Annotated in this window: 11 protein-coding genes; 10 read left to right on the top strand and 1 reads right to left on the bottom strand. The window is 34.7% G+C overall.

What is annotated here, in order from left to right:
• Window positions 1-49: 49 nt before the first annotated feature.
• Window positions 50-1,345 (top strand): glycoside hydrolase 5 family protein, encoded by a 1,296-nt coding sequence (locus OQ292_RS12610; RefSeq protein ID WP_284682489.1) that lies wholly within the window; start codon window positions 50-52, stop codon window positions 1,343-1,345.
• Window positions 1,346-1,349: 4 nt separating this feature from the next.
• Here the strand turns inward: OQ292_RS12610 and OQ292_RS12605 are convergent, their stop codons facing one another.
• A complete protein-coding gene (locus tag OQ292_RS12605) occupies window positions 1,350-2,798 on the bottom strand; it encodes a BamA/TamA family outer membrane protein (RefSeq protein WP_284682488.1) in 1,449 nt (482 codons plus the stop codon).
• A 332-nt stretch (window positions 2,799-3,130) separates the two neighbouring features.
• On the opposite strand from OQ292_RS12605, the gene OQ292_RS12600 reads away from it, so the two are divergent.
• The 9 genes from OQ292_RS12600 to gcvP all read left to right on the top strand — a co-directional run bounded on the left by OQ292_RS12600 (window position 3,131) and on the right by gcvP (window position 14,926).
• Window positions 3,131-5,173 carry a GAF domain-containing SpoIIE family protein phosphatase gene (locus tag OQ292_RS12600; RefSeq protein ID WP_284682487.1) on the top strand — a complete coding sequence of 681 codons (2,043 nt, stop codon included), beginning with the start codon at window positions 3,131-3,133 and terminating at the stop codon, window positions 5,171-5,173.
• 44 nt (window positions 5,174-5,217) lie between these two features.
• Window positions 5,218-5,571, top strand: coding sequence for an STAS domain-containing protein (locus OQ292_RS12595; RefSeq protein WP_284682486.1), 354 nt, complete (start codon window positions 5,218-5,220; stop codon window positions 5,569-5,571).
• Window positions 5,549-5,962, top strand: coding sequence for an ATP-binding protein (locus OQ292_RS12590; protein ID WP_284682485.1), 414 nt, complete (start codon window positions 5,549-5,551; stop codon window positions 5,960-5,962). The genes OQ292_RS12595 and OQ292_RS12590 overlap by 23 nt, the downstream gene beginning before the upstream one ends.
• A 107-nt stretch (window positions 5,963-6,069) precedes the next feature.
• On the top strand, window positions 6,070-6,423 hold the full coding sequence (locus OQ292_RS12585; RefSeq protein ID WP_431733743.1) for a YraN family protein: 354 nt from the start codon (window positions 6,070-6,072) through the stop codon (window positions 6,421-6,423).
• A 118-nt stretch (window positions 6,424-6,541) separates the two neighbouring features.
• On the top strand, window positions 6,542-7,345 hold the full coding sequence (locus OQ292_RS12580; protein ID WP_284682483.1) for a rhomboid family intramembrane serine protease: 804 nt from the start codon (window positions 6,542-6,544) through the stop codon (window positions 7,343-7,345).
• 127 nt (window positions 7,346-7,472) lie between these two features.
• Window positions 7,473-8,378: a rhomboid family protein gene (locus OQ292_RS12575; protein ID WP_284682482.1), complete on the top strand. Its 906-nt coding sequence runs from the start codon at window positions 7,473-7,475 to the stop codon at window positions 8,376-8,378.
• Window positions 8,379-8,551: 173 nt separating this feature from the next.
• A complete protein-coding gene (locus tag OQ292_RS12570) occupies window positions 8,552-10,390 on the top strand; it encodes a TonB-dependent receptor plug domain-containing protein (RefSeq protein WP_284682481.1) in 1,839 nt (612 codons plus the stop codon).
• A gap of 226 nt (window positions 10,391-10,616) precedes the next feature.
• Window positions 10,617-11,792 (top strand): pyridoxal phosphate-dependent aminotransferase, encoded by a 1,176-nt coding sequence (locus tag OQ292_RS12565; protein ID WP_284682480.1) that lies wholly within the window; start codon window positions 10,617-10,619, stop codon window positions 11,790-11,792.
• 239 nt (window positions 11,793-12,031) lie between these two features.
• The gene (gene gcvP / locus OQ292_RS12560) at window positions 12,032-14,926 is read left to right on the top strand and encodes an aminomethyl-transferring glycine dehydrogenase (protein ID WP_284682479.1); all 2,895 of its coding nucleotides are present in this window, start codon (window positions 12,032-12,034) and stop codon (window positions 14,924-14,926) included.
• Window positions 14,927-14,960: the final 34 nt, after the last annotated feature.

The raw sequence follows: 14,960 nt of genomic DNA, 5'->3' as shown, positions 1-14,960 counted from the left end.
TTTAATACTAAATTGAAAGACTATTGCTTGCAAGCGTAGTCTTTTTTTTATGAAATTTACACTCTTAGGTCTAACAACTTCATACTTATTTTTATTAACCATGGGTATTACCTCTGCACAGAGTTTTATTAAAATCAACAATCAGAAATTTATCAAAAATAACAGGCCGTATTATTTTATTGGCACAAACTTTTGGTATGGAATGAACCTAGGTGCAGAACAAAGTGGTGATAGAGAAAGGCTGATTAGAGAATTAGACCACCTTAAAAAATTGGGTATAAACAACCTGAGAATTATGGCTGGCAGTGAAGGACCTGATACCGAACCTTGGAGAATGACACCTTCTTTACAACCAGAACTTGGAATTTACAATAAAGATTTACTGCAAGGCCTCGATTATTTGCTTGATGAGATGCGCAAAAGAGAGATGTACGCAGTTGTATGCCTTAATAACTTTTGGCCTTGGTCTGGGGGAATGGCTCAATATGTAAACTGGTACGAAAATTCTGAAATTCCATATCCACCTCCAGCAGAAGGAGGAAGTTGGTCTAAATATCAGTTTTATACGGCTCGCTTTTATAAAGATAAAAATGCAATTGAGGCTTTTAATAAGCATATAAAGAAAATTGTGGGCAGAGTAAATAGCTACACTAAAATTGCTTACAAAGACGACCCAACAATAATGGCTTGGCAACTTGCTAACGAACCAAGAGGCATTTTATCTAAAAAAGCTTTTAATAAGTGGATTGATAAAACAACAGGTTTAATTAAATCTTTAGATAAAAACCATTTAGTAACGGTAGGAAGCGAAGGAAAAACACATACTACTTTTTCTGGTAATCAGGTAAAGAAAAACCATAACAGTAAGCATGTAGACTACATGACCATACATGTATGGGCTCAAAACTGGGAATGGTTCAATCCTGAAAAAGCTGACGAGACACTCATTTTGTCTAAAGATAAAGCTGAAAAGTACATCGAAAAACACATAGAGTTTGCCAAGAAACTAAAAATGCCATTGGTACTGGAAGAGTTTGGAATTTCCAGAGACTTGAACGATCACTCAACAGAAGCTCCTGTCTCAGTTCGTGATGAATACTATGAATTTATATTCTCAAAAGTGATTGAGCTAGCGAAAGCTGGTACTCCACTGGCAGGTTGTAATTTTTGGGCATGGGGCGGAGAAGGCAGACCAAGCACTCCAAAAGCTATTTGGAAAAACGGTGATGATTTTATTGGCGATCCACCACACGAATATCAGGGTTGGTATTCAGTTTATAACACTGATGAAAGTACTATTGAAGTAATTAAAACTGCTACAGAAAAAATTAATCAGGTTAAGTAATTTCTTAAAGATCGCTTGAGAAATATAAGAAAAAGCCATTTTCGTTTCGAGAGTTAAACGAATACTCTAAACGTATTACTGCATTGTAAAAAGTAACAATATCTAAACCGAATCCTGTTCCCCAGAGTGGTTTGTTAGATAGTGCTTCATTATAAAAATTGGTGGTAGAGTTTCTCACATAACCGACATCTATGTATCCTTTAAAGTACATTTCTATAGGAATAACATTAAACTGGTCGATAGGAATAAATTTTCCAGCATCCATTTTTTCATCCAAAAACTTAAACCTTAGGGTATTTTTTGTTAAGCCAAAATGCTGCCCTTCAATTACATACAAATCATATCCACGAATAAAATCTTGCCTGTAACCTAAAGCTCTCATATGTATATATGGCTGAGTTTCTGGCAAAGAAACCTTTCCAGAAAATGAACTTCCCAAGTAAAAGTTCTTACCTAAGTCCATGTATTTTGCGTAACTGGTTTTAAAAATAAGTAAATCAACATCATCAAAAATACCCAAACCAGTTTTTTCCAAGGATATATTCAAGATATGTCCTTTTAATGGATATGCACTAAAGTCTCTATAATCGTGGGTGTAAGTATACCTTAATTGAAAATAGCGATGCAAATCTTGGCCATTCAAAAAATATTCTGGATTTAGGTAAGATACAGTATCTGCTACTTTGAGATTTCTATAATTGATGTCAATATTATGAAAATCGTAAAAGCCAACTCTTTTGGTTAATGCCAAACCAAAATCAAACTGACGACGCATAATATTCTTATCGTATTCTACATTCTGTAGCTTATTGCCAATTGTATTGTAAGAAATATTATTATTTTCAGAATAACTGGTTCTTACTGTTAAGCCAAGGCTTTGCTTTTTATCTAGAAAAGGCACTCTATAAAGTAACCTTAACTGCTTAGTAAAGCCAAAGCGGAGTAATAAACCTAAATCTTCTTTTCTACCTCTAAAGTTTTTTCTCTTGAAGTTAAGCCCATATTCAATTCGACTTAAATCTTTATTTTGGTTGGTCCACCACTCATTAAAGCTTCTATCGGCAAGTTCTATAAGAGGTATTGGGAATGTATACCAACGTTCTTTAAGAAAAACGTTAATTACTATATTATTCTCTGTGGTAGGATAAAAAGCAATTTCTTGAGTAACAAACAAATTAGTATTTCGCAGTCTGTTGGTTTCTTTTTCGAGATATTGCTCAATATTGTCTTTCGCAATTAATGTCCCCTCACGAAAAGACAATTCTCTAATTATAATTTTCTCTTTGGTAATGCGGTTACCAAAAATATTTATCTGTTCTACACGAAGGCTATCACCCGAAGTGTTTTCATTGCCATTTTTATTCTGGCAAAAGCTGTCGAAAGAAAATAAGCAGTATAAGCAAATCAGACAAAAACTATGTCTTAAAATTTGATGTGATCTATTGTAGTTCATTAATTTCTCCTCAAGAAAAAGCACACACTTAGTCAATATGATAGCTCAAAAAATTAAGTTAATAATAGCATTTTACAATGTATTGCTCATTTTACAGTCAGGCTTGATGATTTTCTGCCTTCTCCTTTCTCAAAATTTATATATTTTTCTAATAATACAAGGCAGATTGGCTACTATTTAACTTTTTTTTACTTTTGGCTTAACGATAAAATAAACACAACGATACATGTTTCTTAAATTTGCAAAGACCTTTAAATAAAACAACCCATCCAAAATACTGTAAAAAATTACCGATAACAGCCTTTATACAAATATCTCCCTAAATTAACAAAATGAAACTGAGACGGATACATATGCAGAGACTGGCAGTTTTATTAGCTTCAATCAGTTGGATATTCCTTTTAGGAATAGCTATGATTGAACAATACCGTTTCTCTCATTTAAATATAATGGAAGAATATGTGCCGATTGCTATTGAAGGCGCTCTGTTAAATTCTTTTATCATCTTCACTTATATTTTTCTTTGGTTACAGTCTCGCAAAAACGAATCTCAGCCATTCCACAACCTTATCTGGAAAGTTTTTCTTACAGGTATGGTCTGTACACTTTTTTCTGGTGTATTATCATTAGCAGCTTCGCTAATAGGAATAAATGGTGACACCCAAAAACTGGTTAATATTTTTACTTTTAGGGTAGACTTCGGCTTGTTAACCATATTTCTGCTTACCACATTTAATACTTGGAAGCGGATGATATTATATGAAAAAACGCGCTATGCTGTTATTGTTTGGTTTCTATTTGAAATAGCACTTTTCTCAACTCTAACTTCTCATTTCTTTCAGCTCACAGAATCAGAAAGTATTCTAATTAATGTATCCAGAGCTGCTTTCTTTATTATTATTATGCTACTCAGCGTAAATCTGAAATGGGTACCCCATCTGGTATTTAACCAGAAAATTACTAGCGTTTTTCAATTGTTGGTTTCATTATTCTGTTTGGCTTATTTCTTTGCCAATATAATTTCGTATTACGATGATCCTACTTTGCAGATAGAAGATTATTCAGAAAACATCTTCTATTCTGTGTTATCAATATTTATCATTGTATATGGCATTAGCTCACTACTGGTTATTCTTTTTAACCTACCCACCTCTTCTGTTTTCGAAAAAAAGTTAAAAGAGCTATCAATCTTTCAAGAACTCAGTAGTGAAATAACTGAAGGTAAAAACGACAATCAGATTTATAAAATGCTTTTGGAGAGTGCAGGCTCTTCTGTTTCGGCAGACGCTTGTTGGCTAGAAGTACACCAACAAGATGTTTTCCTATATAAAGACATTACAAAAGAAGATACTGCCCTTATTAAAAAAGAAATTTATCAGGCAGGTTATAATGAGAAAAAACTTAAGATAATAACAAAGAGGCGCCTTTTACCTTTTCAAACAAAATCTCAATATAATTCCATTTTGGCAGTACCGCTTATTTCTGGCGATGAATACCTCGGGATAATGGTATTACTTAAAAAGCTTACAAATGCATTTGATAATACGATGATCTCTATGGTAAATACATTCTCTGCTCAAGCCGGTATTGCCATCCAAAATTTCAAGCTGATATCTCAAGTTGTTGAAAGTGAAAGGTATAAAAATGAATTGGAGATTGCCAAAGCTGTACAAGAACGCTTATTACCTGAAAAACTTCAGGTAAATGGTACATTTGAATTTTTTGCTAAATCTAAACCAGCTACAGAAGTTGGCGGTGATTATTACGACCTCCATCGATTAAGCGAGCACGAATATGTAGTGATTATAGCAGATGTAGCCGGCAAAGGAATTTCTGCAGCATTTAATATGGCTCAAATGAAAGGGATTTTCCAAGGATTGGTAAGGCTTAACCTTAATCCCGACGAATTCTTAATTAAAGCAAATGCTGCATTAACAAGCTGTTTAGAAAAATCTGCATTTATTACTGCAAGTTATTTCCACATCAATACAGAAACCTTTAAGATCAGATATGCGCGCGCAGGTCACTGCCCTACTTTATTTTACAGAGATGCAAAAGATAAGGTAGAATATCTAGAAACAGATGGCCTAGGTTTAGGAATTATTCGTAACGAAAGTTATAAAAATTACGTGAGTATAAATGAGATAAGCTATCAGAAAAACGACATTATGATGCTCTATACTGATGGCATAGTAGAAGCACAAAATACTGAAACTAAAGAGATTTATGGATTCGAAAGGTTGCACGAATATTTTGAAAACAACCATGATAAATCTATAGAAAATATTGGTAATACACTCATTTCTAACTTGAATATCTTTACCAATGCTGGAAACATTAATGACGATTTTACCATTTTACTTATAAAATTCTGATATTTGATTGAATTAAACACTGGTTTTTTATTTGTGACAATACTATGGAAATAACCACCTTTAATGAGGGCAAATATTATATAATTAAGATAAATGGTGAACTTGATGCCAGTTCTTCGCTAATACTGGATGATGCCATTGAAGAGGCAGTCAATAAAGATCAAAAGCTTTTACTATTCGACTGTGAAAATTTACATTACATTTCTTCACCAGGGATAGGAGTTTTTACATCCAGAATCGAAGATCACGAACAAAAGAAAATATATCTCGTACTATATGGCATGAACGAAAAAGTTTTTAACGTTTTCAAAATTCTTGGGCTGGATAAAATCCTGCCTATAGTTAATGAAAAGGAAGAAGCCAAAATATTGCTTAATGGTGCACTCAATAAAAATTAATTGCAGCAAATCGAGCCTGAAAGATATTAGAGAGTTTGCTGAGAAAATTTTAAGTAATTATGAAATTCCTGAAGTTGAGAGGAATCTAATTATAGTTGCTATTGATGAGGTGTGCGCAAATATCATTATACACGCACACCACTGTAATGAAACAGACGAGATTAGTATAAGAATCTCTGAGTTTGATAAAACACTTGAATTTGCAATAATAGATCAGGGAGAGATCTTTAACATAACAGATTACAATGTACCAACTTTAGAAAACCTTATCAAAGACAAAAAGCCAGGTGGCATCGGCCTTATACTTGTTAAAAAAATAATGGATAAGATAATGGTTGAAAAACAAGACGGCAAAAGTGTTTGCCGAATGTATAAGTCACTGATTCTCTGATCTGTTATTAAACAACTTTACTTTCACTACCCGCTGCGCTGTTTTCCCCTCTCTCCAATTAAATCTCATCTTATCGTTTTCTTATTCCAAACAATTACTTCTTTAGTATGAATAATTTGGAAAAAGGAAAAATTGGAGAAAATCTAGCTGTTAATTATCTCTCTAAAAAGGGATTTAAAATTCTAGAAAGGAATTTCAGATATAAAAAAGCTGAAATTGACATTATAGCCAGTAATGAAAAATTCGTTTTATTCATAGAAGTAAAAACCCGTAGTAAAACTACATTTGGATACCCAGAAGAATTCGTCTCTGAACAACAAGAAGAGAGAATAATGAATGCTGCAACTCATTTTCTCGAAACAACAGGAGCACCTCATCAGTTTATTCGTTTTGACATTATATCAATAATTAAAAACTCTTCACAACAAGAGCTCGTCCATATAGAAGACGCTTTTCATTAAATTTAACTATGTTTGTGAGTAGGTATTTCTGGTTGATATTTGCTTTGCAATACCAATTAACCAGATATTTTTTTAGAAAATTATTTTTAGATATAGACTTTACTGATAAAATTTTTCAATGTTTGCGCCCATAACTCCTACAGTTAGAATGCTCCTAGTTTTGAATATTGGAGTTTTTCTTATTGAATCATTCTTAGACTTACCACTTAGTAGCATTCTTTCACTTAAATACCTTTTCTCAGAAAACTTTCAACCGTATCAGGTATTCACATACATGTTTGTACATGCAGACTTCTGGCACTTGTTCGGTAACATGATCGTACTGTTTTTCTTTGGCCCTATGCTAGAAAACTTTCTGGGTTCTAATAAGTTCTTAATCTTTTATGTAGCATGTGGCATTGGTGCCTCATTATTTCACGGATTAATTAATTATCTTGAAATGTCTCAAATGGAAGATGCCATCGCTTCTTTTAGAGTCATGCCTAGCCCTGAAAAGTTTCTAGATTTTGCCAATGACTATGCAAATGGCTTTACAGGACAACGCTATTTCAAATTTTATAACTTAGTACATGAAATATACCCAGGCAATCCTGACAACCAACAAATTCAAGGTGAAGTGCTTGGGATAATGGAATCTTTAAGAAATTCATATGTTTCTCAAAGTTCGATGCTGGGTGCGTCTGGTGCTACTTTAGGTGTGCTTTTAGGTTTTGGATTATTATTTCCTGAGATGGAAATCAGGTTATTGTTTTTTCCATTTTTCCCTATAAAAGCAATTTATTTGGTTACATTTTTTGCTGCTTACGAAATTTATTCTGTAATTGAGCAAAGACCCGATGACAATATAGCTCATTTCGCACATATTGGTGGAATGTTAATTGCGTTTATAATCATAAAGTTTAATATATTAAAACATAAGTGATTTTTTGAAGGAGCTGATTGTGCATTTCTCAGTCAATGATTACCTTTAATTTAGGACTCAGAAACCATCCTAGCAGTCTGTTTGTTCAAACTCTGAATACGGATAGTTTTTTAACAGCTTTTTTCCAATGAACAGTTTTATCGAAGATTTTAAATATGCCTGGAATAAGCCGAACAATGGTGTCGTTAAGCTTATTATCATCAATGTTATTGTATGGGTTATAGTAAATTTACTATACTTTTTATCCAGTATGCTGGATAACCCAGGCATGTTCTCCTTCTTTTATAATAATATAAAGTTACAGCCTACTTTTGGCACTTTTATTTTTAAGCCCTGGACAATAATAACCTATTTCTTTACCCATCAGGATTTCTTTCATATTCTTTATAATATGATTTTTATGTACTGGTTTGGTAAACTAATTCAAGAATATCTGGGAAGCCAAAAACTAGTAGCACTTTATATATGGGGAGGTATAGCTGGTGGTTTTGCTTATCTACTAGTTTATTACATTTTAGGTTTGCAAAGTTCTGGCATGGTTGGAGCATCTGCAGGCGTATATGCTATTATAGTTGGTGCCGCCACATTTAAACCGGAGCACCGTTTTCACTTGCTCTTTATCGGGCCTGTTCAATTAAAATACCTCGCCGCTGTAGCAGTATTACTATCGTTTTTTCAATTACCACAAACCAATACGGGTGGTAATGTAGCTCACCTTGGTGGAGCACTAATCGGTTTTATCTTTATCAAACAGTTACAAAGAGGTGATGACTGGAGCAAGCCAGTTACTTCAGTGCTACAATTTTTTGCTAATATTTTTACTCCTAAATCTGGATTTAAAGTTACCTATGGCAAAAAAAGTAAAGTAACCGTTTCTAAAGGTGGATATAAAACAAACAATAAAAGCAAAGACGAAATGCCCGAACAAGCTGTAGTTGATGCAATATTAGATAAAATATCGGAGTCTGGTTATGAGAAATTAAGTAAAGAAGAAAAACAAATTCTTTTTAAAGCAAGCCAGAAGAAAAAATAGCCTTAAGCTTTTTAAACATATAAAACCTTCCTATTCAGGAGGGTTTTCTTTTTTTATCACTATTTTAATTTGATTAAAATCATAAATACACTCAAGTTTTAAGACAAATATCTTTGATTCTTAGGGAGTATTTTATTTAGTTTTGTCTCTTCATTAAACAACTGATCAAATCAATGAAGAGAATTTTACTAATACTCGCAATAGTTGGGACAACAATTTTTTCTAGTTATGCCCAAAACATTGATACAACCTCTACCCTTCTTGAAGAGCTGATTATAACTGAAAACCGTCTTCAAACTCCTTTTCTTGAATCAGCAAGAAACATAGAGGTTTTACATGCTAAAAAACTCAAACAACTACCAGTACAAAGTTTACCAGAGGCCTTAAATTACCTTCCAGGAATAGATGTGAGGCAAAGAGGTCCTGTGGGTGTGCAAGCAGATTTAAGTATAAGAGGCAGTACTTTTGAGCAAAGTCTAGTTTTGATTAATGGCATCAAAATAACTGACCCGCAAACAGGCCATCATATGCTAAACCTGCCAATAGGTTTCGAAAACATAGACGAAGTAGTCGTATTAAAAGGACCTGCTGCTCGTATTTATGGACAAAATGCTTTTGCAGGAGCCATCAATATTATCACAAAAATTCCTGAACAAAGAAGTATCTATCTATCTGCTTTTGGAGGTGACTTTGGAACCTATAATGGTTCAGCAGCTTTAGCTTTACCAGGCGAAAAGTATGGACAATATATCTCAGTTTCTAGAAATGCTTCAGACGGTTATAGAGAAAATACAGACTATTTCATAAATAATGTATTTTATCAGTCTGAGTTAAAACTTGCTTCAGGTAAATTCAATATTCAATTTGGTTATACCGACAAAGAGTTTGGAGCAAATGGTTTCTATTCTTCGCCATCTGCCACTCAGCAATGGGAAGCTGTACAAACTAGTTTAAGCAGTGTTGCTTATGAGCAAAAAATCAATAAATGGACTTTTAAGCCAAGAGTTTACTGGCGTAGAAACAAAGACCAATATCAATTTGTAAGAGGGCAACCAGAAATATACGAAAACTTCCATACCTCAAATACCCTCGGTGCAGAATTACAAACAACTTACGAAAGTAAACTAGGTGTAACTGGCTTAGGTGTAGAATTAAGAAACGAAGATATAGAGAGCACAAATTTGGGCAACTGGAACAGAGATAACTTAGGTATTTTCACCGAACATAAATTCAGTTTAGGGAAACTGTTAGTTACACCAGGTGTATATTTTAATTGGTTCTCAGATTTTGGATGGAATGCCTTCCCTGGTGTAGATGCTAGTTACCAAATTTTAAATAATACTAGAGCATTTGCAAGTGTTGGCAGATCATTCAGAATACCAACTTATACAGATTTATATTATGCAGACCCTGCAAACCTTGGTAACCCTGATCTGGAACCAGAATCTGCGGTAAGTTATGAAGCGGGTTTTAAATACTACTTAAAAGGTTTCTATGCTCAAGTATCTTATTTCAATAGAACCACAGATAACCAAATCGACTGGGTAAAAAATAATGCAGATGATCCTTGGCAGCCGCAAAACTTCTCAGAACAAATAACACAAGGTGTAGATATATCTGCCGAATGGGATTTTAACTACTTATTGAGCGAAGATGCATTTATCAACCAAATCACTTTAGCTTATACTTACATCGACGCACAACTAAGCGAAAGAGAAAATGTAATATCAAGGTATGTACTCGAAAACCTCAAACATCAATTTATTGGAGGTGTAAATCATAAAATTGTTGGAAACTTTAGCCACCAATTAAAAAGCAGGTTTATAGACCGTGTAAGCCTTGCCGACTATTGGCTATTCGATTCAAGGGTTAATTGGCACAACGAATCAGACAACCTAAACATTTACATCGAAGCTACTAATATCTTTGATAAAGAATATACAGAAGTAAGTCTTGTACCAATGCCTGGTAGATGGTTTAGAGCTGGCGCTAAATTCAGACTCGATTTTTAACCATCCAATTTCATTTAAAGCCAAAAGCGCCATTGTTTAGACAGTGGCGCTTTTATTTTTTTAACATTTTTGACAATCTGTTGATTTATTTTCATAAAAAGTAAAGCATCTTTAGAAATATTATTTTTTTTTAATAGCTTTATTAATGATTAGAAAATAATACTTTTCTTAACCACCACACATACAATAACAACCTTACATTTTTTACTAAAAAAGATTACCCCCCATGAACTCAAAAATCAACAGAAGAAACTGGTTAAAGTCTAGTTCTCTATTGGCTACTGGATTATTTGCAGGTATTCCTGCTATTGCAGGAAAAAGAAATCCACAAATCTCAATTCCTGAATTCGAATTTTTATCAGAACACGAGCTTACCCGCAAAGAATTAAAAAACTTACCTCCATTAAAAGCACGTCTGCTTTCAAACGAAAATGCATTTGGCCCTTCAGAAAAAGCTAAACAAGCTATTATAGATGCAATAAACGACAGCTTTATGTATCCTCGTGATGCAAGAGAAGAGTTTACAACACTAATTGCTGAAAAAGAAGGTGTATCACCAGATCAGGTAATTCTTGGAGCTGGTTCTACAGAATTGCTAATGGCTGCTTCTTTATACTATGGTCTTAAAGGCGGTAAAGTAATCTCTGGTGACCCTAGCTACATGTCCTTAGTAAGAATGTCTGGTTCTTACGGAGCAGATTGGGACAAAGTGCCTTTAACTTCAGATTATAAATTAGATCTTGAAGAAATGGAAAAAAGAGTTTCAGACGATACGAGTCTCGTATATATCTGTAACCCAAATAACCCAACTGGAACTTCTCTAGATACAGAAAAATTAAAAGATTTCTGTAAAACAGTGTCTAAAAAGAAACCTGTTTTTGTAGATGAGGCTTACATCGATTATGCTGGTGGCATTGAAGCTAAAGGCATGGGAAGCCTTTTAAAAGAGGGCCATGATGTAATTATTGCAAGAACATTCTCTAAAGCTCACGCTTTCGCTGGTTTAAGAATTGGTTACTGCATAGCACTTCCAGAAACTATAGAAAATATTAAAAAATATAGCACAAGAGGAGGCACAACTTCTGCAACTTCATTGTGTGGTGCAATTGCAAGCTTTCAAGATGATGAATACATGAAGTATACTGTAGCTAAAAATGCTGAAGCTAAAGAATATACTTATGGATTCTTAAAAGACTTAGGTTACGATTACATCCCGTCTGATACCAGTTTTATCCTTTTCCCAATTCCGATGGAAGGAGAAAAATTCAAACAAAAAATGCTTGAGCAAGGCATTGGTATTAAAGTTTGGGAATTCGACAACCAACACTGGTGCCGAGTAAGTATGCACAAAATTGAAAAACTTAAGATTTTCGAAGCTGCTTTAAGAGAGCTTCCAGGTTAATTTGATTTTTACCTTTTGGTAATTAAATTTTACTAAGGAGTTTCATTTTTTTGAGGCTCCTTAATTTTTTTTTATGATGTATAAATCCGCTTTATCCGAATCAAATTTATTTTCTTTCACATCACAGTTTTTACTTTTTATATTTGCGGCAAATTTACTGATCACCCAAAGAATAGCCTCCGCGATAAGAGGCGAAGAAGGTAACCAAACGGATTTTAATTTAATTTTGTCCATCATCAATGAAAATAAATCTCAACAATTTTGATCGTTTTGAAAAACGTCACAATAGTCCCTCTTCTATTGAGATAGAAGAAATGCTAAAAAGCATTGGAGTTTCCTCAGTGGACGAACTAATTAATAAAACTATACCTGAAAATATTCGCTTAAAGCAACCGCTAAATCTGCCAAAAGCACAAACAGAGCACGATTTTCTGAAGTCTTTTAAAGAACTAGCCAGCAAAAATAAAATCTTTAAGTCTTACATTGGTATGGGGTATCACGACTGCTATGTACCGAATGTAATTCTTAGAAACATTCTAGAAAATCCAGCATGGTACACTGCATACACGCCATATCAAGCTGAAATTGCACAGGGTAGACTAGAAATGTTACTCAATTTCCAAACTGTGGTTTCTGATCTTACAGGAATGGAAATTGCCAACGCATCGCTACTTGACGAAGGAACTGCTGCTGCTGAAGCTATGGCGATGATGCACTCTAATGTAGCTCGTAGCAAGAAAGGAGCTAACAAGTTTTTTGTTTCAAAACATTGCCATCCGCAAACAATAGATTTGCTTAAAACCAGAACGGCTCCTATCGGTGTTGAAATGACTATTGGTTCTATTGATGAGCTAGATTTGTTTGATGAGAAGTTGTTTGGAGTTTTATTGCAATATCCTCACACAGAAGGAGAAGTACTAGATTATACAGATTTTATTGCAGCAGCTCATGAACAAAATGTGCAAGTTGGTGCTGCCGTAGATTTGTTAAGCTTGTTACTACTAAAATCTCCAGGAGAAATGGATGCTGATATTGTAGTGGGTTCTTCTCAGAGATTTGGTGTACCGATGGGTTATGGTGGTCCTCACGCTGGATTTTTGGCAACAAGAGAAAGCTACAAAAGACTTTTACCGGGTAGAATAATTGGGGTTTCTAAAGATGTTGATGGAAAAGTAGCTTACAGAATGGCTTTACAAACCCGTGAGCAACACATCAAAAGAGAAAGAGCGACCTCTAATATTTGTACCGCACAAGTACTACTGGCTGTTATGGCTGCTGCCTATGCAGTTTATCACGGTGCAGAAGGGCTTAAAAATATTGCATTGAGAGTTTATGGTTTAACTTCTGTGCTTTCAAAAGGATTAACTGAGCTAGGTTTTACTATCACCAACAAAACTCACTTCGATACCTTACAATTAGTTTTACACGATCATACAGAACAGGAAAAAATTAAGCAGGTAGCATTAGCTAAAAAAATCAACCTGCACTACCCTGACGAAAACCATATATGTATTTCTTTAAACGAAACCACTACTTTGGCAGACGTTAAAGAACTACTAGAAATATTTAAAGAAGCATTAGCGCTAAAAGGCGAAATTGAAGCAAATAATACTGAAATAGATTTCACTTTAGAAGAAAAGCTTCAACGCTCTACAGAATACCTTACTTTTGAGGTATTTAACAAATACCACTCAGAGCATGAGATGCTTCGCTACTTAAAAAGCCTCGAAAACAAAGACCTTTCTCTAGTTCACTCAATGATTTCATTAGGTTCTTGTACAATGAAATTGAATGCGACTACTGAAATGATTCCTGTTACATGGCCAGAGTTTGGAGCTTTACACCCGTTTGTTCCCAAAGACCAAGCGCAAGGCTACCAAAAGTTATTTGTGAATCTTGAAAACTGGTTACAAGAGATTACAGGTTTCGATGCAGTTTCATTACAACCAAATTCAGGAGCTCAGGGCGAATATGCTGGCTTAATGGTAATTAGGGCATTCCACCAAAACAATGGCAATGAGCACCGTAATGTTGCCCTTATTCCTTCTTCTGCACATGGTACTAACCCTGCAAGTGCAGTAATGGCAGGTATGAAAGTGGTAATTGTTAAATGTGATGAAAAAGGTAACATCGATATCGCAGACCTTAAAGAGAAAGCAGAGAAATTTAGCGATACTTTATCTGCACTAATGGTAACCTATCCATCAACCCACGGTGTGTATGAGGAAGGTATTATTGAAATATGTGAGATTATCCACCAACATGGAGGTAAAGTATACATGGATGGTGCAAACATGAATGCACAAGTTGGTTTAACAAGCCCTGCGAATATTGGTGCTGATGTTTGCCACCTTAATCTACATAAAACATTCTGTATCCCTCACGGTGGTGGTGGACCTGGTATGGGCCCAATTGGTGTAACTACCGAGCTTGCTCCTTATTTACCAGGACATAGCGAAGTTGAAACTGGAGGAGAAAACGCTATATCTGCAATTTCTGCTGCTCCTTGGGGAAGTGCTAGCATCTTGCCAATCTCTTATGCTTACATTGCCATGATGGGCACAGAAGGTCTAACCAATGCTACCAGAATGGCGATTTTAAATGCCAACTACATGAGAGCTAAGTTACAAGCACACTATCCGATTTTATATACTGGTAAAAATGGATTCTGTGCACACGAGATGATCGTAGATTGCCGTGAGTTTAAGAAAGCAGGAATCGAAGTAGAAGACATTGCTAAGAGATTAATGGATTATGGTTTCCATGCTCCTACTGTTTCTTTCCCAGTACCAGGTACTTTAATGGTTGAGCCAACAGAAAGTGAGTCTAAAGAAGAACTAGACAGATTCTGCGATGCTTTAATTGCCATTAGAAACGAAATAGCTGGTGTTGAAGAAGGCAAAACTGATGCTGTGAATAATGTGCTTAAAAATGCACCTCACACAGCAAATATGCTATTAGCAGATACATGGGAATACCCATACACAAGAGAAGAAGCTGCTTATCCGCTTCCTTATCTTAAAACCAACAAATTCTGGCCAAGTGTAAGAAGAATCGACAGTGCATTTGGAGATAGAAATCTGGTGTGTAGTTGTATCCCAGTTTCAGAGTTTGAAGAAGAACAGGCAATTTAAACTATAAAAAAAGAGGAGCTTTTAAGCTCCTCTT

Origin of the sequence: Chondrinema litorale, from assembly GCF_026250525.1 — a bacterium.
GTDB lineage: Bacteria > Bacteroidota > Bacteroidia > Cytophagales > Flammeovirgaceae > Chondrinema > Chondrinema litorale.
This window is presented reverse-complemented; position numbering and strand designations above follow the sequence as displayed.